The organism is Halosimplex yunnanense (genome assembly GCF_054504345.1).
On the sequence record NZ_JBTJEL010000037.1, the window covers coordinates 1 to 26467 of the forward strand.

Genomic DNA, 26467 nt, shown 5'->3' on the forward strand with positions numbered 1-26467 from the left:
GCTCGTCAGCCGTGTCAGCGGCGACGGCCAGTAATTGTCGCCCTCGGTGGCCTGGTGGTCGTTGACCCAGCAGGTCTCGAACCCGACGTCCTCGGCGACCTGACACTGCTCGACGACACCCTCCCAGGTGTCACCGCCCTCGATCGGAAAAATACCGAATTTCATGTTCCATCGGCTGTGTGGCCGGTACTCACTTACCAGTTGTGCTGTTCTCGCGTCGTGACTCTTTCGACGGCCGGTCCTCGTCTGTGTACTCGCCATCAGCAATCGGAACCGCGACCGCGGAGTGCGCTGGGCGTTGAAAGCCCTCGGCGCGCTCGCTAGGAGTCGCTACCGCCAGAGGCAGCAAGTGCTGAAAGCCCTCGGTGCGCTCGCGGTCGCTGAGCGACATACCCTCGCGGCCGTGGGCCGCTTCGGGTAGAGGTCGCTCAGGCGACTGAAGTGAACGCGAGCACACCTCGCCCTTTCAGTCCACCAGGGACAGCAGAACTGCACAGCACCGCAGACGGCCACACGCCTCCCCAACCGATTGCGCTTCTCGGCCTACGGCCTGCGATGCTCATCCCTCGCACGGCTCCGTCGCGCGCATGAAAGCGCGCCAACGTCAGAGCAACGCGCTGACGGCCCATCGGAATCGCGAACGATTCCGAGACGACAGCGCGCGCCACTGCAGTTGTTCGTCGGGCCGTCCCATCTGACCACATCCCCACCAGTGTCGACCAAACTATTATGCAGGAGTCGCGCGCGGTGGCCGGTATGGAGCGAATCGCGTTCCACCTCACTATCGAGGACGGGCAGCGAGACGCGTATCGCGAGGAACACGAGAACGTCCCCGAGGCGCTGGAGCGGGCCTACCTCGACTCGGAGGCCGGACTGGAGACCTACTCGGTCTTCGAGAAGGACGGCCACGTCTTCGGGTTCATGGAGGTCGAGGACCCCGACGCCATCGCCGAAGTCATGGAGTCGAGCGAGGCACAGGCCGACTGGGCCGAAGTGATGGACGGCATCCTCGAAGACGACGACGGCGACATCTGGATGGACGAAGTGTACCGGATGATCTGAGCGGCGACGGCCGATTCCAGTTGTTTCGACGGCGGACTCGTAGGATCTGGTGAGCGGAGCCGCCGGGTCAGGCGTCCTCGGCGATCGGGTCGCTCTCCCAGTAGGGGTGCTCGTCGAGTGCGCGGAAGCAGGCGGACCGCTGGATCTGCGTCTCGTCGCCGACGTCGACGAACTCGGGCGACTCGGTCGCACAGATCTCCCGCGCTTCGGGGCAGCGCGTGTGGTACCGACAGCCCGAGGGCGGGTCCTGCGCGTCGGGGATGTCGATCGTCCGGATCGGGGCCTCCGATCGGGCCCCGTCTTCCCCGAGTTCGGGCGTCGCCCAGCGCAGCGCCTTCGTGTACGGGTGCTGCGGATTCTGGATGACCTGCTCGGCGGACCCGACCTCCACGAGCTTTCCGAGGTACATGACGCCGATCCGGCCGCCGGTCTTCTCGGCGAGGTACCGGGCGTTCGAGAGGTCGTGGCTGATGAACAGGAAGGAGGTGTCGAAGGCGTCCTGCAACTCGATCATGAGGTCCATCATCCCGACGCGCAGGCTGACGTCGAGCGCGCTGACGGCCTCGTCGGCGAGGATGAGTTCGGGGTTGATCAGCATCGTGCGGATGAGCGCGATCCGCTGTTGCTCGCCGCCCGAGAGCTGGTGGGGGTACCGCTCGACGTAGTCCTCCGGAGGGGTGATGCCGACGTACTCCAGCATGCCGAGGATTCGCTGGCGGCGGTCGTTGCCGTCGAGTTCGGGGTGCCAGCGCTTGAGCGGCTGTTCGAGGATCGTCCGGACGCGCTGGTGGGAGTTCAGCGAGCTTCCGGGGTCCTGGTGGACGATCTGGAGCGCCCGACGCATCTCCTCGTCGGCCAGCGAACTGGTGCCGCCGCTCCCCTCCCAGATGTCCTGCTGGCGGTACTCGATCGTTCCGCCGGTGGGGCGCTGCAACCCGACGGCGGTCTTGCCGAGGGTGGTCTTCCCGCAGCCGGACTCGCCGACCAGCACGACGACGTCGTTCTCGTAGATGTCCAGCGAGACGCCGTCGACGGCGGTCACCGTCTCGTCCCCGCCGAAGTCCAGCCAGCCGTCGTTCTCGGAACCGAACGTGACTTCGACGTCCGAGAGTGACACGAGCGGGTCGTCGGCCGCCTTCTCGGCCGCGCTGGTGAACGCCCGCTCGTCCGAGTCGGCGAACGCGACGTCGATGTCCTCGACCGATTGCTCCCAGTGGTGACAGTGGACGTCGTGGTCCGGGCCGGCGTCGTACGCGCCGGGATCGGACTCGACGCACTGCTCGTCGGCCAGCGGACACCGCGGGTGGTACGAGCAGCCCGCGGGGATGTTCACCGGGTCCGGACTCTCGCCCTCGATGGGGCGCATCTCGTCGAGCGGCGCCGAGAGGTTGGGCGTCGCGTTCAACAGCGCCCGCGTGTACGGATGGGCGGGCTCCTCCAGGATGTCCTCGGAGGGGCCGACCTCCGCGAACTCGAAGGCGTAGAGGACCGCCAGCCGGTCGGCGAGATCCGCGACCAGCGGCAGGTCGTGGGTGATGAAGACGATCGTGAGGTCGTGTTTCTCCTTGATATCCTCGAGCAGCGAGACGATCGACCGCTGCATGAGCAGGTCGAGCGCGGCGGTCGGCTCGTCCATCACCAGCACCTCCGGTTCGAGGACGAGCGAGAGCGCGATGAGGACGCGCTGTTTCATCCCACCCGAGAGCTCGTGGGGATACGAGTCGAGCATCCGGTCGGGATCGAGGTAGAGGTCGGCGAGCAGTTCTCTCGCGCGCTCGATCCCGCGGTCGACGTCGTAGTCGTGAGCGCTGAGCGTCTCCACGAAGTGCGTCCGGATCTTCATCACCGGGTTGAATGAGCTCATCGCGCCCTGGAACACCATCGAGACCTCCTCCCAGCGGAACCGCCGAAGCTCCTCTTTCGAGAGGTCGGTGACGGAGACGGGATCGCCGTCCTCGGGGCGGTAGATCACCTCGCCGGTCGTGACGCCCGGCTCCGGGACCGCGTCGAGCATCGCCGAGGCGAACATTGACTTCCCCGAGCCCGACTCGCCGATGACGCCGACAATCTCGTCCCGGCGAACCTCGAAGTCCACCTCGTTGAGGACCTTCGACGTCCCGCGGTCCATCCCGTACTCGACGGACGCGTCCCGTAACTCGACGACGACATCGTCCGCCGGTCGGGCCGTGCGCGCGTCGGATTGCGAGAGCGTCATCGCATCACCCTCGGTTCGAAGGATCGTCTCTCGGTTCGGCCGCCGCGAGTCGTCGTGGATCGGGTCGGAATCATACGTTCATCATGTCGCTTGCGTCGTCTTCGGAACTCGGTTCGAGCGGCTCGTCGCCGCCGTCCTGGTGTCGGGCCCTGACCCGGGGATTGAACACCCGGTCCAGCGATTGCGCGAGCAGGATGAGCCCCAGCGCGATACCCGAGATTGCGATCATCGGAACGAGTAGCCAGTGGTAGGCCGACGGTCGATAGAGCGCACCGGCGTTGTAAGCGTTGTTCAGCATGACGCCCCAGTTGGCGTCCGAGAACGGTAAGACGCCGAGGAAGTACAGCGCGACGGCCGCGAAGATAGTCCGTCGGGCGGCGTTCACCATGTTCACCACGATGTACGGCATCAGGTGCGGGACGATCTCCCGCGTGAGAATCCACCGGGTCGAGAGGTCCATCGCCCGGGCCGACTCGACGAACGACTCGCTCCGGATCGTCAGCACCTGCGATCGGATCGCGCGGGCGAGGCCCGCCCACGCCGCGATCGCCAGCAGTACGCCGAGCGTGACCGGATTGTTGATCCACTCCTCGAGTATCGTCGCGAGGACGATCACGAGCGGGAGCCCGGGAATGTTGATGAACACGTCGGTGATCGTGCTGAGCACGGTGTCGACCATGCCGCCCTTGTAGCCGCTGACGACGCCGAAGGCGGTACCGACGACCACCGTGAACACGGCGCCCGAGGCCATCATGACGAGGATCGACGGCGTCGAGTGGACCGTCAGCGAGAGAATGTCCTTCCCTGCCGACGTCGTCCCGAGCGGGAACTCCCCGCTTTCGAACGCGCCGACCAGTTTCGGCCCGGCAGCGGGAGACGTCGGCTCCACCAGATAGACGCCGATGGTCCCCATCAACACGTAGATACTGACGATCACGAATCCGACGAGCGCTCGCCAGTCACCGCGCAGGATCGACCACGGCGTGCGGACGTACTCGTCGACGAATCGGTTGATCCGGTCGCTGCGGGTTTCTTCGATGGACGAGGTCGTTTCGAACGGCGATTCCGATCCGACGGTTCCTCCGTCGCTCCGGACTTCCGCAGTCGGGTCGCTATCGGGGGGACCATCGCGACTCGACTCGTCCGGACGGGCTGGAACGAACTCGTCGACCGAGTCCTGTCCGGGATCGTCAGAACGCTTCACGGTTTTCACCCCCCGCACGGGGATCGATTTTCCCGTAGGTCAGGTCGGCGATCAACAGCGCGATCACGACCGCGATGGTGATGACCGTGAACGTCCCCATCATCAGCGGGTAGTCGCGTGCCCGCACGGCCTGGATCATGTAATACCCCATCCCCCTGTAGGAGAATATCTCCTCGAGGACGACTGCACCACCGAACATCGTCCCGATAGCGATCATCAGTCCGGTGTACATCGGGAGGATCGCGTTTCGGGCGACGTATCGAATGGCGATCGTGCGGTCGGAGAGGCCGCGGAGCCGGGCGACACGGAGATAGTCCTCGCCGAGTACGCGGACGCTGTTCCCGCGCATCGTCAGCGACGCTGCGCCCGAGGCGACGAACATCGAGAGGACGGGCAGCGTCGCGTGGTAGATGATACCCATCATGAACGGCAAATTGAACCCGACGGCGACGCCCTCGGGCCGACGGCCGCTCGTCGGGAACCACCCGAGTTTGTAGCCCAGCGTCATCAGCAGGAAGAGCGCGAGAACGTAGAAGGGAATCGACGTGATAGTCGTGGCATAGCCCGTGAGGGCGCTGTCGAACTTGCTCCCCTCCCAGTAGGCCATGAGCGCGCCGAGTGCGATGCCGACTGTGAAGCCGAGGAACACTGCCCAGCTCATGACGAACAGCGTCCACGGGATGGCTTCGGCCATGATGGCGGCGACCGGCGCGTTCTGGGTCATCGAACGACCCATATCGCCCTGGACCATATCCACCATGTAGTTCACGTAGGCGATGTGCATCGGTTCCTGGGGGTTGATGTTCATGTACATCTCCGCACGCTCGTAGGCCTCCTGGGGGTTCTCCAGCTGGGGGCCGACCCGGGCGACGAAGGCGTCGACCGGATTGCCCGGCATCATCCGTACCATCACGAACGAGAGGGTCAACACCGCCAGGACAGTAAACACGGCCTGACCGATTCTGCGTATCTTCCAGTTCATTTCCGTAATAGGGTATCGTGAAGTTCTGCGATCGTTGTGGTTCCGTGCTTGTCTGAATGAGTTACGCAAGCGGGTGACGGCTTACTGCTTCGGGGCGAGCGTCGCGTCCGGGACCCGAACCAGGTTGAACTCGCAGACGCGGTTGTCCAGCAGTGCATCCGGCGCGTCGACGACCCACTCGCTCGTGTTGACCGCACCGTAGTCCCGGCCGACGACGCAGTTGTACATCGGTAGTGTCTGATTGACGAACCACGTCAGCTTTTGCAGCGGCTCCGAGCCCTCGGTGAGGGGGATCTGTTCGATCGTGTCGATGACGTTGATCTCCATCGTCTCGCTGGCGTCCGGGTTGCCGATCTCCGCGGGGATCTCCCAGGTCGTATTGACGTAATCGGCGTGGTTCAGATTGGCGAACCACTCCCAGACGAATCCGACGTACGTCAGTCCCGTGAGCGAGAAGATCGGGTGGTTGTCGAAGATGATGTCGTGGTCGCCGTTGAGCCGGGCTTCGCCGTAGGTGGCTTCGTCGACGGCGTCGAGGGTCACGTCGAATCCGAACTCCTCCAGCTGGTGGCGTGCGGAGTCGAGCGCGTCGACCTGGACGCTCGTGCCGGACTGAGCGATCAACTTGAGCGAAGCCGGTTCGCCGTCCTCGCCGTACCACTGCCCGCCGTCTCGCTGGTACCCGGCTTCTTCCATGAGCGCCGTCGCTTCATCGGTGTCCGCCTCGTAGTAATCGTACCCCTCGATGTCGACCACTCCCTCGTCGACCGTCGTCTGGTTGAGGAACGTCGATGGCAACTCGTAGAGTTCGTACTGCTGCGGAACCGACGCCCAGATCTCTTCGCGGTCGACGGCCGAGGCGATAGCGTGCCGGACCCGCCGATCGGACGTTATCGGCTGGTTCGATGGGTTCTCCGCCGGTGAGTTGGCCCAGTCGTAGTCCCCCAGGTTGAACAGGAGCGACCAGACGTGGTTGTAGTCCCGGTTGATCGGCTGGTGATCCGGGAACTGGTCCATGACGTCCGGCGAATCGGGCAGATTGAGGCTGATCCCGTCGACCTCCCCTTCCATGAAGGCCAGGACCTGGTCGTTGTGTTTCTCGAAGGCGTACTCGGTGAAGTTGATGTTCTCCGCGTTAGGGTGGCCGTCGTACACTTCGGTGACGAAGGTGCTGTCCGTCACTTCCGCGATCTCGAACGCGCCGTTACCGACGACCTGGTCGAGAGTCGGCGACCACTCCTGGAAGTCGGCGACGATCTGGGACGCTTCGTCGGTTTCCGCGTCCGCGTCCATGAGATCGTCGCGCCAGTCTCCGAACGACGGATCGCCCACGCCCTCCTTGATCATCAGGTTCTGGGCGACGCCGTGCTGGATAACGTGGTCAGTGCTGAAGGCGTTGTGAAGGTGGAACCGCATCGCGTAGTCGTCGACGGCCTCGTAGTCGCTAATGACGGAGTGGGCGTTCGAATCCGGAGAGGTGATGTCCGAGATGCGGAAGGAGAGGTCGAGATCGGTCTTCCAGTCCGCGGTCGTGACCGGATCGCCGTTGTGCCACTCCCACTCGTCGCTCAGTTCCACGAGGAACGTCGTGTCGTCTTCTTTCTCCCAGTCGTCTGCGATTACGGCTTGCCCCTCGTTGTGGCTATGATGCCAGATGAACGTGGGATCGTAAATCAGCCCCGGCGGGTCGAAGTTCGCCATCGTGGCCTGGGGGTCGTACGGGTTCCACGAGGCGTTGGACATGTTGTAGGTCCCACGGTGGAGCGCCATGGTGAACCGTTCGTCGACGCGTTCCTGGACGGGATCCCCGGTTTGCGTACTCCCAGTCCCGTCCCCGGAACCGTCGCTCCCGTCTCCCCCGTCTCCGGAATCACCAGAACACCCGGCGAGCATCATGGCGCCGCCGGCGATACCACTTTTGAGCGCGTTGCGGCGGCTAATCCATCCACTCTGATGCCTGTTATCGTTTGGCATTATAGCCCGATTTCTCTACACCGCTATAAATAATTTTCTGAAAACATAATCTTCGATTAGGTCTTTCGAGCTACCGAATCGGGTGCGCCTCCAGACGTGCAGGCAAGCTATTTACCGATAGGTCCGGTACCGACTCCACGATGGACCGTACGCGCTCCGTACTGAAGCTGGTGTTCGGGGTCAACGTCCTCTTCTTGCTGCTCCTGGGATTCTCCTACCCGTACCTCGAACCGGGAACCGCGTCGCACGTCGTCGCCGTCATGACCGCCGCGCTCTGTCTCACGATGCTGGCGCTCGTCGCGTTCATTACCTACTTCGAGTGGGACGTGTTCGATCTCAGTTGAGGGTCCGGGAAATTCCGCATAGCAGTCGCGATCCGGGGGGATCGGGAATCTGCGATCGCCTGTTGCGCCGAAACAACTATCCGGATATGAGGAGATGGGTTCGTATGGCCGTCGATGCCGACGAGGGTAATGGCTCGGATCCGCCACGTTCCACGCAGCGTTCGCTCGCCGTACTCGGCCCCGTTCGCTCCTCGTTCGCGTTACAGCTCGCGGTGGCCGGAGCCGCGTTTATCGCGACCGGATTCGCGTTACAAACCGGCGTCTGGGCGGGGATATTGCCGATCTGGGGGTTCGCACTCGTGGTCGTCGGACTGGGTGCCTACGCATACAGCGTACTCTCCCAGCGCGGATCGAAGGGCTGAGCCCCGTCGGGTGCCGCAGGCAGTCGACTCGAGAGGACGTACAGACAGAAACTCGGAGCGCCGAAACCGGCGAAAACGGGGCGGTTCGCTCGGTGGCTTCGCGGGAGTGACGCGCTCAGGCGAACTCGGGCATCACTTCGTCGGCGAACAGCTCCATGCCCTCGAAGTCCGGGTAGTCGACGAACCAGCACTGGAACTTCGTGACGCCGGCCTCGACGCGGTCCTCGATGGCTTCGGCGCACTCCTCGGGCGTGCCCATGACGAAGTACTCCCGGGCGTCTTCCTCCGTCTCGATGGGCGCCTGGTCCTGGTACTCCTCCTCGAACTGGATCGGCGTCATCAACTCGAGCAGGCGGTCGAATGTCTCCTCGTCGCGGGTGCAGATCACGTGGCCGTCCCAGGAGTGCTCGATCTCCGCCGGGTCGCGGCCCACCGTCTCGCAGTGGTCTTCGATGACCGAGATCTTGCGCTCCAGCGTCGGCACGTCGCCGTTGAACACGTCGGTGTTCCACACGTCGGCGTGCTTGGCGACGAGTTTGAGCGTCACCTCCTCGCCCTGGCCGCCGACGAGGATCGGCGGGTGCGGATCCTGCACGGGGCCGGGCTCGCAGTGAGCGTCCTCGATCTGGTAGTGGTCGCCGTCGAAGTCGGCGCCCTCCCCGGGGTCGGTGTCCCACATCCGTTTCAGCAGGCGGATGCTCTCGTCGAGGCGCATCAGGCGCTCGAACCCGTCGCGGTACTCCCAGCCGTAAGCGTCGTACTCGGGCTCGTGCCAGCCGGCGCCCAGGCCGAGCTGCAGTCGGCCGTTCGAGACCACGTCGAGCGTGGCGGCCATCTTCGCCACGAGGGCGGGGTTGCGGTAGTCGTTGCAGAGGACGAGCGAGCCCAGGTCGATGTCGTCGGTCTCGCCGGCGAGCGCCGACAGCAGCGTCCAGCACTCGTACTCGGCGTTGTCGCGGCCGAGCATCAGGTGGTCGGGCGCCCACGCGGCGTCGAATCCCAGTTCCTCCGCGCGGCGGACGCCCTCCAGCGTGGTCTCCCAGTCGAGCGACTCGTAGGCCGGCGTGTCGCGGTGGACGGGTTCGCTCCCCTCCTCGGGGGCGCCCGCGAACACCGGCACGTTGTACTCGAAGCTGATATCGGACATGCTCACTCCACGGCGTAGTGGTCGAGCGCCTCGCGGTTGAGTTCGGAGCTGAGGCCGACGCCGTCGGGCAGCGGGATGACCCCGTCTTCCGCGTCCGGCGGGTGCGCGTAGATGGCGTCGGCGTAGGTGGAGTCCTTCTCTTCCTGCTGGTCCTGGAACCACTGGGGGATGGGGAAGTACTCGGCCATCGGCGCATTGGTCGACGCGGCGATGAAGTGCAGGTGCGGGTTCGTCCCCGAGTGGGGGACGACCGGCACGTCGTGCGTGCTCGCGAGCGCGTCGATCTTCTGGAGTTCGGTCAGCCCGCCGCAGCGGTGGACGTCCGGCTGGAGGATGTCCACGGCCTCGCGTTCGAGCAACTCCTCGTGGCCCCAGCGGGTGAACTCGTGTTCGCCGCCGGAGATGGGGATGCTGGTGGACTCGCGGACCTCCGCGTAGCCGTCGATGTCGTCGGGAATGACCGGCTCCTCGACCCACTCCACGTCGTATCTCTCCAGCCGGTCGAGCATCTTCTTCGCGTAGCGGACCGACCAGCCCATGTACGCGTCACCCGCGATCTTGATGTCGTGCCCGACGGCGTCGCGGACGGTCTTCACGATTTCCTCGTTCTCCTTCATGCCCGCGCGGCCGGCTTCCGGGCCGTGCTTGAACCGGAGCTTCATCGCGTCGAAGCCCTTCTCGGCGTATTCGAGGGCTTCGCGTTCGAGTTTGTCCAGATCGACCGGGTGGAGGTTGCTCGCGTAGCAGGGGATCTCGTCTTTGACCGGTCCGCCCAGCAGTTCGTAGACGGGTTTGTCGGCCTCCTTGCCGGCGATGTCCCACAGCGCGAGGTCGACGGCGCTGATCGCCTCGACGGCGGCGCCCTTCCGGCCGAAGGGGATCGTCGCCCGGTACATGATGTCCCACAGCTTCTCGCGCTCCTGGGGGTCCTCGCCGACGACGAGTTTCGAGAGCGTCTCGTCGACGATGGTCTCGATGGCGCCGGTCGCCCAGTTGCCGTGGCCGACGCCGGTGATCCCCGCGTCGGTGTGGACCTCGACGACGACGTCGCCGACCGGCCCCATCCACTTGCGGCGGGCCTGCGGATTGTCGCCGTCGGCGTTGTTGTACTCGTCGTACTGGCTCATCACTGTGACGAGCGGGAACTCCACGAACTCGCCCCATGACTCTGTGCTCACTTTCGTAACGTCGATATCGGTGATCTCCATAGTAGCAGCTGTCAGCCGTCGTCTCTTACATCGGACAACCGTTACATAATCCTTGGGTGCCGGGGCCGCGACGCGCCGGCGCCCGTCGCCTCCCCCTTCGGGCGGTTTCGGACCGACTATCGAAATTTCGGCGCGATTCGACGGGAGCCGAGATGTGTTAACAGGATACAAAAATCGTCCGATAATGCCGAACGCGATCAGTGGGAATATGCGCATTCTCCTGTCTCATACCGTGTACCGAGAGGATTAGATTCTCTACTGACGAACTATTCCGGTTATACCGGACCAACTGGTTGTGATCGCTGCGCGACTCCCGAGAGATTCTGACAGAGACCCTCGAACAACAGCTATCCGAGCATCCTCATTGCATTACAATTGTATGGTCGTAATTCAAAACCACCTCTCCTGTTCGATATTACCGGAACCGAAGTCGCGGTCACATCGAGGGCTAGAGGCAACATCGAGATCTCGTAGGGGAACGGGCGCCGGCCCCCGTCCGCTGTGTACCGCTCCAACGGGCTGGGGTGTTCTGAGTTTCTCCGTAACTCCCCCAACTGGAGCCCCTCGATCAGAACTATAATTTTACATTCTATACAACATAGTTGACTATATGTGGTGAGACGATATTTAGCTCGTTTATCGGATCTGGGGTTCCCTGTCTGAGAATATGGGCAGTAATTGGCGATATACGGTCTTATCTGGGGTTTTATCGTGATCCGAGAACACGGTGTCGAAATCGATCGGCGCGATACCCAAATTAATGGGATCATGGTGGGGTTCGATCGAGGGAAAATAGCGGTTGAATGCCCAAGAGGCTTGATTTATCCGCTTATCAGTCCGTTCGAAGCGTCGATGAAGAACACTCCAATTTTGACATACCAAATATTGAATCAATAAGTGAAAAGATAATATATTATTTATATAGGTACAGGGAATACACGCCGTGCTGTCGGCTGGGAGCGGTGAGAAACGGGGTGGGATCGGCCGGTGAACGACGAAACCGAACCGGGAGAGAGCGGCAGGGGTTCGATGGACGGGAGCGAAATGGTGGGAGCGGAGGCGGACGACGGAAAGGTGGGTTCCTACGCTCCCCCGAGCGCGGGAACGGGTGGGTGTGGACAGGGTGGGTCGCGGGTGGGGTGCATCCGTGGTGGGATGGGGCTCGCATTCACACGAGCCATTTCATCGTTGGAACTCCAGCGGGAAGTTCGCGGCGCCTTAATGATTAGGTATTCCTCGAACCCGTCCCGAGACCGCCGCGGGCCGCCACGGCGCCCGTCTCCACGTCGCGCAGCGGGGCACGGGGAACACGGCCGGGACGCCCACAGTTATGGCGGTTCCGCTCGTCGGATCGACCGATATGCGCGCTGTTCGGCTCTCAGACCACGGCGGTCCCGAGGAGCTCACAGTCGACGACGTCGACCGTCCGGACCCGGCCCCGGACGAACTGCTCGTCGAAGTCGCGGCCGCGGGCGTCAACCCCGTGGACACGTACTTCCGCGACGGATCGTACGATCCGGTCGGCCTGCCGTTCACGCCTGGCGTCGACGTCTCGGGCGTCGTCGCCGCGACCGGCGAGGGCGTCGACGAGTTCGCCGAGGGCGACCGCGTCTTCGGCACTGGTATCGGTAACGGCTGCCATCAGGGCGCCTACGCCGAGTACGCGACGGTCCCGACCGACCGGGTCGTCCACCTGCCCGACGGGGCGGACCTGACCGAGGCGGGCGCCGCCGGCGTCGCCGCGGTGACGGCGTGGCGGGCGCTGGTCGACCACGCGGACCTCGACCCGGCGGAACACTGTCTGGTCCACGGCGGGTCGGGCGGCGTCGGCCACACCGCCGTCCAGATCGCCGACGCCGTGAGCGCTCGAGTGATCACGACCGCCAGCGAGCCGTATCACGACAGACTCGCCGACATCGGCGCCGAGACGGTCCTCGACTACGGCCGCGACGATCTGGCCGACGCCGTCGCGGACGCCTCCGCCGGCGGTGTCGACGTCGTCCTCGACCACCGGCTGGACGACTACCTCCAGTTCGACGCCGACGTGGCCGCGACCGGCGCCCGCGTCGTCGGCATCGGCGAGAACAGCCCCGACCCCGCGTTCACGAACGACGGCGCCGCCCGCTCGAAGGACGTCTCCTACCAGTTCATGTCGATGTTCAACACGCCCGACCTGCGGGTACCGCTCCGCGGCGTCGCCCACCTCATGGAGCGTGACGCGCTGTCGATCGAACTCGCGCGGACGTACGACCTCGACGAGGCGGGCGAGGCCCAACGCGCCGTCATGGAGGACTCGTTCCTCGGCAAGCTCGTGATCGAACCGTAGCCGAGCCGTCACACCGGGGCCCTCGTTCTCTTCAGACGACCCGGTTGACGGGATCCTCGCCGTCGTTGACTCGCCGAAGGCTCTCTTCGAGGATCGTCGCGACGTGCCGGTAGTAGTCGCGAGTGTAGGCGGCGCAGTGCGGCGAGACGATCACGTCGTCCATGTCCCACAGCGGCGAGTCCTCGGGGAGCGGTTCGGTCTCGAAGACGTCGAGGGCCCCGCCGGCGATATCGCCGTTCTGGAGCGCCTCGACCAGCGCGGACTGGTCGACAACGCCGCCGCGGGCGACGTTGATCAGGTACGCGTCTTCGCGCATCGCGGCGAGTTCTTCGGCGCCGATCAATCCACGGGTCGCGTCGGTCAGCGGGACGGCGAGGACGACGAATCGCGCGTCGGCGACGGCCTCGTGCAGCCGGTCGACCGTGTAGACCTGATCCACGCCGGGTTCGGGGAGCGGCGACCGACGGACGCCGACTACGTCAAGCCCGAGGCCGGTCAGGCGGTCGACGATGCCGCGGCCGAGGCCCCCGAGGCCGACTACGCACGCCCGTTCGCCCGCGACGGTCCACCCGTCGTCCCAGCCCGGTCGAGACCACTCGCGGTTGGTCCCGTGGGCGACGTGCTCGTGGATGCGCCGGGCGAGCGCGAGGACGAACCCGGCGACCGTCTCGCCGACGGCGTCGCCGTGGATGCCGGTGCTGTTCGTCAGGACGACGCCCTCCTCGCGGAAGCGGTCGTGGGGGAAGCGGTCGACGCCCGCCTGGATCGAGTGGACCCACTCGAGTTCAAGGAACGACTCGCGATGGGCGAGCGTGACGACGGCCTCGCAGTCGGCCAGCGAGTCCGCCGAGCCGTCCACGACCGCCGCCTCGACGGGCGCGTCGGCGAGCCCGTCCACGAGCCGCTCCGGCGGGAACACCGCCGCGACCGATTCGTCCACGCCGATTCGGTCGGCGTTCATGCCCGCGGCTACTCGTCGGTGGACAGTAACGTTTCCTCCGAACCGGCGTTTCTGCCGGCTCTCACTTTCCGGTCGGGAGCCGGCCAGCGCGGGCGAGGGCGGCCATCGCGACGGTGATGATCCCGATGACGACGGCGTAGCCGCGGAAGACGCCCGAGTAGGAGACCCCGAACTCCGCGAACGTGCCGACGGCGACGCCGCCCGGGGCCTGTATCAGCATCATGGTGGCGCTGTAGCCGGAGTAGGCGCTCGCGCGGTTGTCGTCCGGGAGCGAGTCGAGGAGGTAGGCGTCGGCGACCGGGAACAGGCCGTGGACGATCAGGCTCATCACGATGGAGACGGCGGCGACCGCGACCCAGCCGGTGACGAGCGTGAACGCGAACAGCGTGACGACGAACCCGGCGAGGATCCCGAGCAGGACCGAGAGGTACGAGAAGCGGTCGGCGAGACGGCCGGCGACGACGAACGAGGGCACCCCCGCGGCGAAGGTCACGGTCAGCAGCGTGTTCGCCGGCCCGGAAGCGATCTCCTTCGCTCCGAGGTAGGTCACGTAGAAGTTGAACACGCCCTGCCAGACGAACCCGCTGAAGCCGACGAAGACGACGCCCGCGGCGACGAGTTTCCACTGGGCGCGGATGGCTCCGAAGAGGTCCCGATCGTCGACGCCCGCCTCGGGCAGCTCCGCCCGCCGGACCGCGAGCGCGAAGACGGCCGTCAACAGCAGCGATAGCCCCGCCAGCGCGCGGAAGGAGATCCGCCACGACCCCAGCCCGATCGCCAGGGAGACGAGAAACGGGGCGGTGACGGCGGCGATCTGCGACGACATCCCGCGCAGGCCGACGGCCAGTCCGACGCGCTCGGGGTAGAGTTCGCTGACCAGCGGGTTGGCGGCGATGAAGAAGACGCCGGAGGCCAGCCCGACGAACAGCGCGCCGGCGACGGTGACGCGGATGTCCGGCGACGACGTGGTGAACCACGCCGCGGCGGTGAGGAACAGTCCCATCCCGATGAGCACGCGGTGGCGGGCGACCCTCGTCAGGAGATAGCCCGTCGGGAGCCGCGGGAGCGCGCTGCCGACCCAGACTGCCGTCGCGGCCAGCCCCGCGGTGGCCGGGCTGGTCCCGGTGCGGATGAAGTAGTCCACCAGCGGCGCGAAGGCGATCCGCCCGAAGTTGACGAGGAAGGAGAAGGCACAGATCGAGAGGAAGACGCCCGCACGACCCCGCGATTTCCCGGTCCCGCCCGCGCCTGCGGTCGAGCCGCTCATCGCGACCGCGGTCGGGAGCGGAGGGTTCGCCCGCGTGGCTGCGTCGACGATTCGACCGGGCCCTCCGCGGGGGGACGGGCGACGATGCCGCTGAGAGGTGTCACGTTCCTCGCTCCCGGCTACGACCGCTTGAACCCCTCGCTCCCGGTCGATATTTCCCGTTCGGGCCGCGTTGACGTGGAACGCCGGTCACCGGAGACAGCGCGTCCGGTCCTCGCGGATCCGCTGCAGACAGTCGGTGATCGCCGCCAGCGCCGGACAGCGTGCGTCGAAGTCGCCGTAGAGGAACGTGACGAGGCTCATCCCGTCGACTCCCGACAGGCGCACGTCCGGGCGGCCGTGGACCAGGTCCTGCCGGTCGTCGGCCAGCTGTGCGCAGGTGGCTTCCAGATCGGCCAGCCGGTCGTCGAGCCGGCTCAGCCGCTCGGTCGTCACCCGGTCGAGTTTCGACTCGATCCCGGACAGGCGGCGCTCGCAGTCCGCGAGCGTGCGTTCGATCTCCGACAGCGACGCCCGCTCGCGTTCGAGCGCGCGGCGGAACCGTTCGCGGTCCTCGCTGGCGGTCTCGCTCCCCTCGCGGAGCGCACGGTACAGCGGCGGGGTCAGTTGCCGGCCGTCGACCACCTGGGCGGCGATCTCGGGGCCGAACTCCGAGGCGAGGTTCTCCCCGAGCGTGTCGTCGTACTCCTCCTCGAAGTGCGGGACGTCCATCACCGTCTCCCGGTAGGCGGTCCTGACGGTGCGCAGCGACGCGGCCGGACGAGGCTTGCTCCGCGCCGAGACTGGCGTCGTCGTCACGCCGGACCCGGCGGTGGCTACCGCGTTGGGCGTCGCCGGGTCGACGTCCGCGAGGCGGGCGCGAAACCGGTCGAAGGCCGCTCGCTCGTCGGTCGCGTATTCGATCTCCCTGTCGACGACGTCGATGGCATTCCGGAGGGCGGGGTGATCCGAGGCAGTCATGGGGAGGTGTCGCTCGTTGTGGATTCGGCCCGCCGGGACGGGTAAGCGGTTGCTATGTGGGGTCTATACCGGACGGTATCCATATATAGTGTGGCCGGGCGGTCGTCGAGGTTGATGTGGGAGCCACGTAGTCGGCGGTGCCGGCCCGCAGATCTATCGAGACGGCTACCAAAGTGGCCTTCAGCGAACCTTTATTCTCCGCGTCCATCGATCGATGTACATGACCCGCCCTGACGTGGTCGCCGTCTGCGGCAGCCGCCGCGAAGGGAGTTACACCCGACGCGCCCTCCGAATCGTCCTCGACGCCGCTGCCGACGCCGGCGCCGTGACGGAACTGCTGGACCTGCGAACGATCGATCTGCCCCCGTTCGACCCCGACGCCGAGGAAGGCGAGGCCGTCCGAGAGTTCAAACGCCGCGTCCGCGATGCCGACGCGGTCGTCCTCGGCTCGCCCGTCTACCACGGCTCCTATTCGGCGACGCTGAAGGACGCGCTCGACTACTGCGGCAAAGACGAGTTCACCGACACCACCGTCGGGCTGCTGGCGACCGCCGGCGGCGGCAGCTACGCCAGCACGCTCGACCACCTGCGCGTCGTCGTCCGCTCGGTCCACGGCTGGACGGTCCCGACGCAGGTCGGTATCCGCGGCGCCTACGACAAGTTCGACGGCGACGAAATCACCGAACCGGGTCTGGAAGACCGGATCCGCGAACTCGGTCGCGAGGTGACCGCGAACGCGGACGTCAACCCATCCGCACGCCCCGCGGCCGCCGCCGAGTGTGACGACTGACCCCGTTCGCACTCGCCGATACCGTTCCACGTTCTATCCGCTTCAGATCAGGTCGAGCGTCCGCAGCGTGCGTTCGAGCTGGACTTCCTGGTCGCGGTCCATCCGCTGGAGCGGCCGGCGCATCGGGCCGGGGTCGAACTCGACCTCGGGGTGCAGTTCCAGCGCCGACTTGACGCCGCCGAGGTACGGCCCGCGGTCGATGGCCTTCCACACGTCGAAGACGGTGCTCTGGAGCTCGCGAGCGCGGCCCTCCTCGCCACCGACGTAGGACTCGTAGAGCTCGACCGTCAGCTCGGGGAAGACGTTTGAGACGGCGCTGACGAGGCCGGAACAGCCGATCTCTAGCTCCGCGAACAGAAGCGAGTCCAGCCCGGCGAGGTACGCCAGCTCCGGCTGTCGGTCGATAGCCTGCCCGAGCCACGCGACGTCGCCGCTGGAGTCCTTGACGCCGACGATGCCGTCGATCCGGGCGAGCCGATCGAGGGTGTCGAGGTCGAGCTTGTTGCCCATCCGGGCGGGGAAGTGGTAGATGTACACCGGGATGTCGACGGCGTCGGTGACCTCCTCGTAGTGTTCGACGATGGCCTCGCTGTCGATGGGGTAGTAGTACGGGATGCCGACGACGACGGCGTCGGCGCCGTTCTCCTCGGCGTCGAGCGCGTACGAGACCGTGTTCCTGGTACTCGGGGCGCTGACGCCGGCGATGACCGGCACCTCGTCGCCGACCTCGTCGACGACAGCGCCGATGACCGCGGCGCGCTCGTCGGGCTTGAGCATCGGGAACTCCCCGCTGGTCCCGAGCGGGAAGACGCCGTGGACGCCGCGGTCGACGACGAACCGCGCGTGGGCCGCGGTCGCCTCGAGCGCGAGTTCCTCGTCGGGGCCGAAAGCGGTTATCGTCGGCGGGATGACCCCCCGGATCGAAACGTCACGTGTCGGTCCTTGTTCCGTCATCTGTCGATCCATCCAGCGGCGGTAAGTATGAAGATACCGCTACAGGTCAGATATGCGACCCCACGAGCGGACGTGGCCGGGGTCGATCCGGATCAGCGGTCGATCTTCGAGCGCGTGGTCGGCGTACTGGTCGTACTCTCGGCTGAGCGCGGCTATCGAAGCGGTGTGTCCCGAGTCTGTGGAGTCGAGAACCGATGCCGTCCCGCGGACTTGCACCCACCCCAGGCGGTCCCAGTCCTCGACGTAGTGGTCGGCGACGAGCGCGACGCGCGAGTTCTCGCGTACGTCGCGGACTCGGCGTAGGTCCTCGGGTGGCCCGCCTTTCGGCTTCTCGTCGATCGGGGACGCGATCCAGAGCGGAGTTTCGTTGTCGGCCCTGTCGGTCTCGTCTTTTGCGCTATCGACCAACGCGAAGCAAACTGGGACGGCGTTCGGGCGCCCCTCTCCGTCGGCGGTCGCCAGGCGGGCGACGCGAGCCGATTCGAGATACCGGCGCTCGGCGTCGGTGAACATATCGGGACCTACGGCCACTGACGGGATGAATGAGGGGTTCGAGACGGGTATTTGTTCAGTGATGGTCGCTACAGACCGGGTTCTGAATCGAGGTGGCGTTCGGACGACTGCACTCGACCGTGAGATTCGGCAGACGTTGAACGCCCCCGGCACGCTCGCTATCTGACGCGACGACCGCAGGATACGCAGAGAGTTGAAAGCCCTCGGCGCGCTCGCGGTCGCTGAGCGGCATACCCTCGTTACACTCGGGCAGGGGCCGATCAGACGACTACATAAACGCGAGCCCGCCTCGCCCTTTCAGTCCGCCAGGGACGGCACGGCACCGAACCCGCACAGCACCGCAGACGGCCACACGCCTCCCCAGCCGATTCGCTCCCTGCGGTCGCTCATCCCTCGCGCGGCTACATCGCGCGCATGAAAGCGCGCGACAGCGCACGCCACCGCATTTCAGATTAGACGACGCTATCGGGATCGGGTAGTTCGGCCATCCCGCCGGCGCGGGTGGTCGAGGCGGCGGCGACGGCGTTGCCGCGGTCGAGCACCGCGTCGAGTGAGCACTCGCCGCCCGCGAGCGCGTCGACGACCCCGGCGGTGAAGGCGTCGCCCGCGCCGGTCGTGTCGACCGCGTCGACGGCGTAGCCCCCGTGAGTCGCCTCGTCCGGGTCCCACGGCGCATCGCCGGTCGCCGCGGCCGCCGCCCCGTCTTCCCCGAGCGTCAGGAAGACGGTGTGCGGGCCGAGGTCGTGGAGTTGCGGAGCGACCGCGTGGAGGGCCGAATCCTCGCCGCCGAACCCGGCGGGCCGGAGGTCTTCGTGCGACGACTTCACCACGTCGACGGCAGGCAGGATCCGGCGGATCTCGCTCTCGAAGTCGGCGTCGGCCCACAGCTCCGGGCGAGCGTTCAGATCGAAGACGACGGTACAGCCGGCCTCGTTCGCCCGTTCGACGAGGTCGTGGATCGCCTCCCGCGAGGGCGAACTCGCCAGAAGGACGCTGCCGACGACGACCCACTCGACCTCGGCGAGCACGTCGTCGGGAACGCGGCCAGACTCGAAGCGGGTGTCGGCGGTGCCGTCGCGGTAGAACGTGAATCGCGGACCTTCGGTGGCGTCGCCGCTGACGAAGGCCAGCGTCGTCTTGGCGTCGGGGTCACGCTCGACGAAGCGGTCGGGCACGCCGCGGTCGGCGAGCGTGTCGGCGAGGAACTCGCCGAACGGGTCGGCGCCGACGCGGGTCCAGAACCACGGCGCTCTGTCGAGCTGTGCGAGTCTGACGGCGACGTTGGCGGGCGCGCCGCCGGGTTGCCGGGCGAATTCGTCGGTCGATGCGAGCGCGGTCTCGGTCGTCGGGAGGAAGTCCACGAGGGTCTCCCCGGCGACGAGGACGGACGGGTTCATGGCGCTCCGTACTCACCCCGGTGTCAAGAGTCCGCATGGTTCGTTCGAGCGGGGCGCGGCGGACGCTCACTCCGACTCGCGGACGGAGAGGTATCTCGGCGGGACGCGTTCGGTCGTGTAGGTCGCCCGGCCGCGGCGAGTGATGTCGCGCCCGTCCGCCAGCATCGCGGCGGCGTCGACTTCGAGGATGGCGGGGTCGTCCGTGTGGCGACCGCCGACGCGGCGCGCCTCTTCGACGCTTCCGGAGAGGTGGACGAGCTGGCGCGACATCGGCTTCAACCCCTCTCCACGGATGGTGTCGAGATTCCGCGGCGCGGTGCCGTGGTAGAGTTCGTCGGGGACCGGACCGTCGCCCGACTCCAGGTCCACCTCCACCGAGTGCCCGTAGGCCGCGCGGACGCGGTCGGTGTCGTTCTCGCCGGTCTCGCTGGGGCCGCTGTTGTCTCCGCCACCGGCGTCCCCGCCGCCGGTCCGCTCGAAGCGCCCGTTCGGGTCGGTCGCGACGACGCCGGCGACGCGCTCGCGGAAGGCCCAGTCGTACTTGCGCTCGGCGGCGGCGACGACGTCGTCGAACGGCGTCCAGCCTCCCTCGTCCAGCGCGATCCTCGCGTCGTCCGGGAAGTGCCGCAGCGCGCCGGAGAGGTACTTCGAGAGGCGCTGGCGGCGTCCGCCGTCGAGGACGGCGCGACCGTCGCTCCCGCAGACGGGACACTGTTCGCCCTCGAAGAACCCGTGGTCGTCGCAGGCGCGGACAGCGGTCATCGGGGATCGGTTCGCCGTCGGCGGGCAAAGTCGGTTCGCTATCGAGCGGCACTCCCGTCGCGACTCCCCGTGCTGGCCGGTGGCACGGCCCATCGGGACCTGTGACCGCACGGTTTTTCCGTCTCATCTTGCTAGGCAGATCCGCTATGGGCTTCGGGAGCTACGACGAATCCGAACAGGAGAACCAGAACGGCGACGCCGACTACGACGAAGACGACGCCGTCAACGTCCACGAGCACGACCACGAGGGGGAGGTGTCGGTCGAGGGCGCGGACTCGGCCGACGAGCTGCTCGACCGCCTGCAGGACATGAAGTAACCCCCGGCGACGCAGTCCAGTCGATCAGTGCGCGGGCGCGTAGGCCTCGGAGAACGCGTTCAGCACGACCACGCCGGCGACGACGAGGGCCATCCCGGCGACCGCGGCCACGTCGATACTTTCTTCGAAGACCACGATCCCGACCAGCGCCGTCGCCACGATCCCGAGCCCCGCCCACGTCGCGTACACAAGTCCGACGGGTAGCTCTTCGAGCGTCAGCCCGAGCAGGTAGAACGAGCCGACGTACCCGACCACGACGACGGCCGTCGGCGCCAGTTCGGAGAACCCGTCGCTGGCCTTGAGCGCGGTCGTTCCGGTCACTTCCGCGGCGATGGCGAGCGCGAGCGACAGATACGGGTGCATGGTCGCGACGAGGCCGTCCCCCGGAAAAGCGCTTGCCGAACCCGCTCCCACTTCCTGTCCGTTCCCGAATAGTTTAGTCGGTCCGCGTCGGACCGCGAGCCATGTCCGACCTGGGTGAGCTGGGACTGTCGAGCTACGAGGAGAAGGTCTACCGGGCGCTGCTGTCGCTCGGGTCGGCGACGGCCCAGCAGGTTTCCGAGGCGAGCGGCGTGCCGATGGGGCGCATCTACGACGTGCTCAACGGGCTCGACGCCCGCGACATCGTCCGGAGTCAGTCGACCGACCCGACGACGTACGCCGCGGTCGACCCGGAGACCGCCGTCGATCGATTGCTCGCCGAGCGGCGGCGGGAGCTGTCGGCACAGGCCGACCGCTATGAGGCGATCGCTGCCGAGATCGGCCCGGAGCTGGCCGCGACGAAACCCGCCGAGAGCCGCTTCTGGACCGCGCCGCTGGGGAGCGAGACGGCGGTCTCGCTGGAGCGGGACCTGTTCGCGACCGCCGGCGAGACGATCCGATCGGCCATGAGCGTCCCGTACGCCGATGCGCCGTGGGAGCGCTACGAACCGGAGGTCGACCCGTTCTACGAGTCGGTCGGCGACGATGTCGAGGTGCGGGTACTCGGGCACGTCGCGATGGCGGAGGCGGCGCCTCCGGAGACACTCGCGGACGACGCGGGTGCGCCACCGAACGTCTCCGTGCGCGTCACCACCGACCTCGAGAGCACTTTCGACGTCATCGACGACAACGAGGTCAGCTTCCACGTCCCCGACCCGCTCGATAGCGGCGAGCGACTCGGCGTGATCCACGTCCGCGACGACGTGATGGCCGGGCAGTTGGCCGAGGTCTTCGACCGCGCCTGGGCCGAGGCCGCACCGCTGTCCGAGGTGACCGAGGCGGGCGCGCCCGGCGAGGATGCGGTCGACGCGGCGTCCGACTTCGAAGGCTGATCCCCGGCCGATTCGACCGTCGACTCGTAACCGTCTGCTTCCGGCACCCAAACCCTGATAGGTTCGACTGGTGCACGTGAACGCATGCCAGACAGGAGCGCGTTCGGCCAGCGGATCGCCGACGAGGACGAGCGGCGGGTCGAGGAGATCCTCGACGAGATGACCGTCGCGGAGAAGGTCGGCCAGGTCGTCGGCGTCCCGGCGCTCGCGGACGTCGAGCAGGCGAAGACTGCGGTCACGGACCATCACGTCGGCTCGATCCACTTCGGAGGGACACCGCACAACACGCCGGCCGAGAAGGCCGAGTTCGTCAACGAGCTCCAGCGGGCGGCGATCGACGCCTCGCGGTTCGACGTCCCGCTGTTCGTCCGCGCGATGGCCGAGCACGGCCACGCCGCCATCTCGGGCAGCACCGTCTTCCCGCAGCAACTCGGGCTAAGCGCGACGCGGGACCCGGACCTCGCCGAGCGCGCGGCGCGAGCGGCCGCCGCCGAGATGCGTGCGACCGGCGTCCAGTCCACGAGCAGCCCCATCGGCGACGTGGCCCGCGACCAGCGCTGGGGCCGCATCGCGGAGACCTTCGGCGAGAGCCCGCACCTCTGCGGCGCGTTCACCGAGGCGATGGTCAGGGGGTACCAGGACAACGATCTCGACGAGTCGGTGCTGGCCGTCACGAAGCACTTCCCCGCCTACAGCGAGGGCGTCCGCGGCGAGGACCAGGCGCCCAACGACATCTCCGAGTACACGCTCCGGCGCGTCCACGTCCCGCCCTACGAGGCCGCCATTGAGGCCGGTACCGCGGGGATCATGCCCTGCTATAACGTCATCGACGGCGAACCCGTCCACGGCTCGGAGCGATTCCTGCGGGACCTGCTCCGCGAGGATCTGGGGTTCACCGGGTTCACGCTCGCGGACTACGCCGGCGCCGAGGACCTCCACGGCGGCCACCGCGCCACCGAGTCGCTGGAGGAGTCGCTGTGGCGCGCCGTCCGCGCGGGGATCGACCTGCTCCCCTCCGGCGGGATCGACTACTGCGAACGGGTCCTCGCGCTCGTCGAGGACGGCGAACTGAGCGAGGCGAGAATCGAGGAGAGCGCCCGCCGGGTCCTCCGGCTGAAGTTCGCGCTCGACCTGTTCGAGGACCGGTTCGTCGACCCAGACGACGCCGTCGCGACGCTCGGCCGCTCGGACCACCGCGACCTCGCCCGCGAGGTCGCCAGAGAGTCGATGACGCTCCTGCGGAACGAGGACGACGTGCTGCCGCTCGAACCCGACCTCGACCAGGTGCTCGTCGCTGGCCCGAACGCCGACGACATCGCCGCCCAGCACGGTGGCTGGGGGAGCGTCGAGGACCCGCGACCGCTCGGCGATACCGTGCTGGAAGGGATCGAGGCCACGGTCGACGAGGGGACCGACGTGGTCCACGAACCCGGGAGCGCCGTCGACGAGACGCTCGATGTCGACGCCGCGCGTGACGCCGCCGCCGACTCGGACGCGGCCGTCGTCGTCGTCGGCGAGCCCGACTACATCCACGAGTTCCGCGCGAGTTCCCAGGAGTTCGGCGCCGAGGACTTCCCGCACCGCGAGAGTCTGGCGCTACCCGACGCCCAGCGGGAACTGATCGAGGAGATTCAGGCGACCGGCACGCCGACGGTCGCCGTTCTCGTCACCGGGCGCGTGTTATCGACGCCGTGGATCGCCGAGCACGTCCCCGGCCTGCTGCTGGCCTACCAGCCCGGCTCGGAGGGCAGCGCCGTCGCCGACGTCCTCTTCGGCGAGCACAACCCGTCGGGACGGCTCCCGCTCTCCGTCCCGCGCTCGGAGGGACAGGTGCCCGTCCGGTTCAACCACCTCACGCACCCGACCGTCGACCACGAGGCCCACCGCTCCTCGTACGACCCGCTGTTCGACTACGGCCACGGGCTGAGCTACACGGAGTTCGAGTATACGGACCTGTCCGTCACGCCCGCGGAGGTCGGGCCGGACGCGGCGGTCGAGGTCGAGGTGACGGTCGAGAACGTCGGGGACCGCGCCGGGACCGAGCCCGTCGAAGTGTTCGCGACCGACGTAGTGAGCACGCGAGTCACCCCCGTTCGGGAACTGCAGGCGTTCGAGCGCGTCGCCCTCGACGCCGGCGAGCGGGCGACGGTATCGTTCGCGCTCGACGTGCCCGACCTCGGCTTCGTCGAGAACGACGGGACGCGGACGGTCGAACCCGGGACATTCGAGATCAGCGTCGGCGACCTGGTCGAGTCGTTCGAGGTGGTCCGGAGCCGTCCGTACCGGCGGTGACATAGCGATATCCCTGCCGGTGGTGACACGTCGCCGTTCCTACCGGCGGTGCGGACGGGGTAGATTTCCCACCTTCTCAGTTGCCCGTCACGCTCATGGGACTGGCGAGCGTACACACGATCCGATGTCGGTCCCTGACGAGGTCGACCTCTCCGGTGACCGCAAGCACGTCTACCGCTTCATCGACCGCCACGGCCCGGTCGAGCCGGCGGTCGTCGCCGAGAGCGTCGGCGTCGACCCGGAGTCCTTCCAGCACCACCTCTCGATCCTCGAACGCGACGACTTCGTCGAGGAGGACGAACGGGGCCGTCTGCACGCGAAACTCCAGCCCGGCGAGACCGAGGAGTTCGCGGAGGCCGGCGTCGCCTACGCGATCCGACCCGCCCGGCCCGCTGACTTCTCGGGCGTCATCGGCGTCATCCGCGAGGTCACCGCCGAGCGGACGTACATCACCGCCGAGACGGTCGCCGAGGAACTCACTTACGAGGAGACGCTCTTCCGGCGGACCCCCACGGAGTGCCGGATCGTCTTCGTCGCGGAGGTCGCCGACGAGGTGGTCGGCTGGGGCCACGTCGACGCCCAGGAGCAGGCCAAGCTCCGCGGCACCGCCGAGTGCACCGTCGGCGTCCTCGACGGCTACCGGCGCCACGGTATCGGCAGCCACCTCCTCCAGCGCTGCGTCGAGTGGGCCGCCTCCAGGGGCTGTCGGAAGGTGTACAACAGCCTCCCCGCGACCAACGGCACCGCGATCGACTTCCTCGAACGCAACGGCTGGGAGATCGAGGCGATCCGCGAGGACCACTACGAGATCGAGGGGCGCCTCGTCGACGAAGTGATGCTCGCCCGGCGACTGGGCGAGTGAAACTCGGCGCGGGCGCGACTCAGGCGTCCCACTCGTCGCTGGACCACGCGTCTTCACCGTCTTCGACCGCGGACTCGCCAGCACGGGGGAGCGTCCGCGACAGCACCACGTACTCTGTCATCGCGAGCGCGAGTGCGATTGCGATCGAGACGAGCGCCCCTTCGAAGACGAACATGAACGCGAGCACGACGACGCCGGCCCCGGTGAGCGCGTAGCCCGCCGCCCCGGGGTGGAAGCTCCGCGCGAGGTTCTCGTGTTCGTCCCGGACGTAGGTCTCGTCGGCCCGCCGGATGGTGTAGGGGACCGTGTAGAAGATCCCGACGCCCGAGAGGGCGCCCACGACGACCCCGAGCGCGATCTGATCGAAGAGGAGGATAGTCACGTAGGCGAGCGCCCCGAACGTGAAGAGCGCGGCGACGCCGCCGACTGCACCGGGACCGATCGGAGGCTCGTCCGCCGTCGCGTCTGCCATACCAGCCGTGTCGCGCTGCCGGAAAATAAACGGCGGGGACGCCGCGATCGTCCCTAGCCGCCGCCCCGTCCGGAAACGAGCAGTCAGCGTCGGCATGGGGCGCATCACCTCCCTCGTCGAGACGAGGCCTCAGTACCCCATCTCGCGGTAGCGTTCGCGGAGTTCCTCAATCCGCTCCGGGGAGCAGGACTTTTCGTCCATGGTGAGTTCTTCGTCGTACGTGAGTTCGATGGTGATGTAGCCAGTATCGCCCTCGTCTGCGATCCAGTCTGGGACTTTCTCACGGGGCCGCGTATGTTCGAGGTTCATATCGACCTCGTCGACATCGACTGAGAACCACGTTTCCGAACTGTCGTTGATACATTCGGTCGGGCCGACGATGGTCGCTTCTCGGTCACCGACTGCAGTGTCACCGTCTGGTTCGGTCTCGCTGAGTTCGACTCGCGTGTGGAAATACGCGCTATTGTATCGTCCGTTCGCAGGGACCAGCGTTTTCCATAACCGAGTAATGCCGAGATAGCGACCACCGATGAGGCTAAACTCCTGCCCTTTGTACTCGATATCCTCGACGAAGAACGGTTGTTCGATAGTGTCAGTCATGTATTTACGTCGTTACGAGGCTGGTTGATAAATCGAGTGGCCGCTTAAGGCCCAACCACTACGCAGTCTCGCTAGGGGACCCACACTGGCGACTGCTGCTTCGTCCTGTTCGCCCGCGGGTAACTCGTCGATCAGGTCCTCTGTCGGGATAACGATAGTCGTCGACACGACCCACTCACCCAT

26 protein-coding genes and 1 pseudogene are annotated in these 26467 nt (G+C 66.8%); 9 read left to right on the top strand and 18 right to left on the bottom strand.

The annotated features are described in order from the left end of the window. Positions 1–165, bottom strand: a pseudogene (locus tag AB2U09_RS18840) (LLM class flavin-dependent oxidoreductase); the annotation flags it as partial. A 25-nt stretch (positions 166–190) separates the two neighbouring features. Beyond that, positions 191–391: a hypothetical protein gene (locus AB2U09_RS18845; protein ID WP_459194286.1), complete on the bottom strand. Its 201-nt coding sequence runs from the start codon at positions 389–391 to the stop codon at positions 191–193. Positions 392–756: 365 nt separating this feature from the next. Between AB2U09_RS18845 and AB2U09_RS18850 the strand changes: the two genes are divergently transcribed. Beyond that, positions 757–1062, top strand: coding sequence for an L-rhamnose mutarotase (locus tag AB2U09_RS18850; RefSeq protein ID WP_459194287.1), 306 nt, complete (start codon positions 757–759; stop codon positions 1060–1062). A 67-nt stretch (positions 1063–1129) separates the two neighbouring features. Here AB2U09_RS18850 and AB2U09_RS18855 read toward each other — a convergent pair whose 3' ends face one another. The 4 genes from AB2U09_RS18855 to AB2U09_RS18870 form a co-directional block, all read right to left on the bottom strand. Further along, complete coding sequence (locus AB2U09_RS18855) at positions 1130–3277, bottom strand: dipeptide ABC transporter ATP-binding protein (protein WP_459194288.1); 2148 nt, start codon at positions 3275–3277, stop codon at positions 1130–1132. Between the two features lie 70 nt (positions 3278–3347). Continuing rightward, positions 3348–4481: an ABC transporter permease gene (locus tag AB2U09_RS18860; RefSeq protein ID WP_459194289.1), complete on the bottom strand. Its 1134-nt coding sequence runs from the start codon at positions 4479–4481 to the stop codon at positions 3348–3350. Continuing rightward, a complete protein-coding gene (locus AB2U09_RS18865) occupies positions 4468–5463 on the bottom strand; it encodes an ABC transporter permease (protein WP_459194290.1) in 996 nt (331 codons plus the stop codon). The genes AB2U09_RS18860 and AB2U09_RS18865 overlap by 14 nt, the downstream gene beginning before the upstream one ends. A gap of 81 nt (positions 5464–5544) precedes the next feature. After that, positions 5545–7437 carry an ABC transporter substrate-binding protein gene (locus AB2U09_RS18870; protein ID WP_459194291.1) on the bottom strand — a complete coding sequence of 631 codons (1893 nt, stop codon included), beginning with the start codon at positions 7435–7437 and terminating at the stop codon, positions 5545–5547. 140 nt (positions 7438–7577) lie between these two features. On the opposite strand from AB2U09_RS18870, the gene AB2U09_RS18875 reads away from it, so the two are divergent. After that, complete coding sequence (locus AB2U09_RS18875; RefSeq protein WP_459194292.1) at positions 7578–7781, top strand: hypothetical protein; 204 nt, start codon at positions 7578–7580, stop codon at positions 7779–7781. A gap of 104 nt (positions 7782–7885) precedes the next feature. Continuing rightward, positions 7886–8143, top strand: a complete 258-nt coding sequence (locus AB2U09_RS18880; protein WP_459194293.1) for a hypothetical protein — start codon at positions 7886–7888, stop codon at positions 8141–8143. A 115-nt stretch (positions 8144–8258) separates the two neighbouring features. Here AB2U09_RS18880 and AB2U09_RS18885 read toward each other — a convergent pair whose 3' ends face one another. Then, positions 8259–9290, bottom strand: coding sequence for a TIGR03560 family F420-dependent LLM class oxidoreductase (locus AB2U09_RS18885; RefSeq protein ID WP_459194294.1), 1032 nt, complete (start codon positions 9288–9290; stop codon positions 8259–8261). 2 nt (positions 9291–9292) lie between these two features. Further along, positions 9293–10498: an enolase C-terminal domain-like protein gene (locus AB2U09_RS18890; protein ID WP_459194295.1), complete on the bottom strand. Its 1206-nt coding sequence runs from the start codon at positions 10496–10498 to the stop codon at positions 9293–9295. A gap of 1360 nt (positions 10499–11858) precedes the next feature. On the opposite strand from AB2U09_RS18890, the gene AB2U09_RS18895 reads away from it, so the two are divergent. Next, complete coding sequence (locus AB2U09_RS18895; RefSeq protein ID WP_459194296.1) at positions 11859–12824, top strand: NADPH:quinone reductase; 966 nt, start codon at positions 11859–11861, stop codon at positions 12822–12824. Between the two features lie 31 nt (positions 12825–12855). Here AB2U09_RS18895 and ddh read toward each other — a convergent pair whose 3' ends face one another. The 3 genes from ddh to AB2U09_RS18910 all read right to left on the bottom strand — a co-directional run bounded on the left by ddh (position 12856) and on the right by AB2U09_RS18910 (position 16012). Then, positions 12856–13785: a D-2-hydroxyacid dehydrogenase gene (gene ddh / locus AB2U09_RS18900; protein WP_459194297.1), complete on the bottom strand. Its 930-nt coding sequence runs from the start codon at positions 13783–13785 to the stop codon at positions 12856–12858. Between the two features lie 61 nt (positions 13786–13846). Further along, positions 13847–15052: an MFS transporter gene (locus AB2U09_RS18905; RefSeq protein ID WP_459194298.1), complete on the bottom strand. Its 1206-nt coding sequence runs from the start codon at positions 15050–15052 to the stop codon at positions 13847–13849. A 189-nt stretch (positions 15053–15241) separates the two neighbouring features. Further along, complete coding sequence (locus tag AB2U09_RS18910) at positions 15242–16012, bottom strand: DUF7260 family protein (protein ID WP_459194299.1); 771 nt, start codon at positions 16010–16012, stop codon at positions 15242–15244. A gap of 220 nt (positions 16013–16232) precedes the next feature. Here AB2U09_RS18910 and AB2U09_RS18915 point away from each other — a divergent pair, with 220 nt between their 5' ends. Then, complete coding sequence (locus AB2U09_RS18915; protein ID WP_459194300.1) at positions 16233–16802, top strand: NADPH-dependent FMN reductase; 570 nt, start codon at positions 16233–16235, stop codon at positions 16800–16802. Between the two features lie 42 nt (positions 16803–16844). Here the strand turns inward: AB2U09_RS18915 and AB2U09_RS18920 are convergent, their stop codons facing one another. The 4 genes from AB2U09_RS18920 to AB2U09_RS18935 form a co-directional block, all read right to left on the bottom strand. Beyond that, positions 16845–17756 carry a dihydrodipicolinate synthase family protein gene (locus AB2U09_RS18920; RefSeq protein WP_459194301.1) on the bottom strand — a complete coding sequence of 304 codons (912 nt, stop codon included), beginning with the start codon at positions 17754–17756 and terminating at the stop codon, positions 16845–16847. Positions 17757–17795: 39 nt separating this feature from the next. Beyond that, entirely contained in the window at positions 17796–18269 is a 474-nt protein-coding gene (locus AB2U09_RS18925) for a TIGR03668 family PPOX class F420-dependent oxidoreductase (protein WP_459194302.1), read from the bottom strand. Positions 18270–18721: 452 nt separating this feature from the next. Further along, positions 18722–19666 (bottom strand): carbohydrate kinase family protein, encoded by a 945-nt coding sequence (locus AB2U09_RS18930; RefSeq protein WP_459194303.1) that lies wholly within the window; start codon positions 19664–19666, stop codon positions 18722–18724. Positions 19667–19732: 66 nt separating this feature from the next. After that, positions 19733–20428, bottom strand: coding sequence for an RNA 2'-phosphotransferase (locus tag AB2U09_RS18935; RefSeq protein ID WP_459194304.1), 696 nt, complete (start codon positions 20426–20428; stop codon positions 19733–19735). A gap of 146 nt (positions 20429–20574) precedes the next feature. Between AB2U09_RS18935 and AB2U09_RS18940 the strand changes: the two genes are divergently transcribed. Beyond that, positions 20575–20745 carry a DUF5786 family protein gene (locus AB2U09_RS18940; protein WP_459194305.1) on the top strand — a complete coding sequence of 57 codons (171 nt, stop codon included), beginning with the start codon at positions 20575–20577 and terminating at the stop codon, positions 20743–20745. Between the two features lie 24 nt (positions 20746–20769). Here AB2U09_RS18940 and AB2U09_RS18945 read toward each other — a convergent pair whose 3' ends face one another. Beyond that, positions 20770–21108, bottom strand: coding sequence for a DMT family transporter (locus tag AB2U09_RS18945; RefSeq protein ID WP_459194306.1), 339 nt, complete (start codon positions 21106–21108; stop codon positions 20770–20772). Positions 21109–21209: 101 nt separating this feature from the next. Here AB2U09_RS18945 and AB2U09_RS18950 point away from each other — a divergent pair, with 101 nt between their 5' ends. The 3 genes from AB2U09_RS18950 (at position 21210) to AB2U09_RS18960 (ending at position 25212) form a co-directional block, all read left to right on the top strand. Beyond that, entirely contained in the window at positions 21210–22058 is an 849-nt protein-coding gene (locus AB2U09_RS18950; RefSeq protein WP_459194307.1) for a TrmB family transcriptional regulator, read from the top strand. A gap of 84 nt (positions 22059–22142) precedes the next feature. Beyond that, complete coding sequence (locus AB2U09_RS18955; RefSeq protein ID WP_459194308.1) at positions 22143–24350, top strand: glycoside hydrolase family 3 N-terminal domain-containing protein; 2208 nt, start codon at positions 22143–22145, stop codon at positions 24348–24350. A 124-nt stretch (positions 24351–24474) separates the two neighbouring features. Continuing rightward, positions 24475–25212 carry a GNAT family N-acetyltransferase gene (locus AB2U09_RS18960; protein ID WP_459194309.1) on the top strand — a complete coding sequence of 246 codons (738 nt, stop codon included), beginning with the start codon at positions 24475–24477 and terminating at the stop codon, positions 25210–25212. A gap of 19 nt (positions 25213–25231) precedes the next feature. Here the strand turns inward: AB2U09_RS18960 and AB2U09_RS18965 are convergent, their stop codons facing one another. Both AB2U09_RS18965 and AB2U09_RS18970 read right to left on the bottom strand, forming a co-directional pair. After that, positions 25232–25684: a hypothetical protein gene (locus AB2U09_RS18965; RefSeq protein WP_459194310.1), complete on the bottom strand. Its 453-nt coding sequence runs from the start codon at positions 25682–25684 to the stop codon at positions 25232–25234. A 129-nt stretch (positions 25685–25813) separates the two neighbouring features. Continuing rightward, complete coding sequence (locus AB2U09_RS18970) at positions 25814–26284, bottom strand: hypothetical protein (RefSeq protein ID WP_459194311.1); 471 nt, start codon at positions 26282–26284, stop codon at positions 25814–25816. Positions 26285–26467 lie beyond the last annotated feature (183 nt).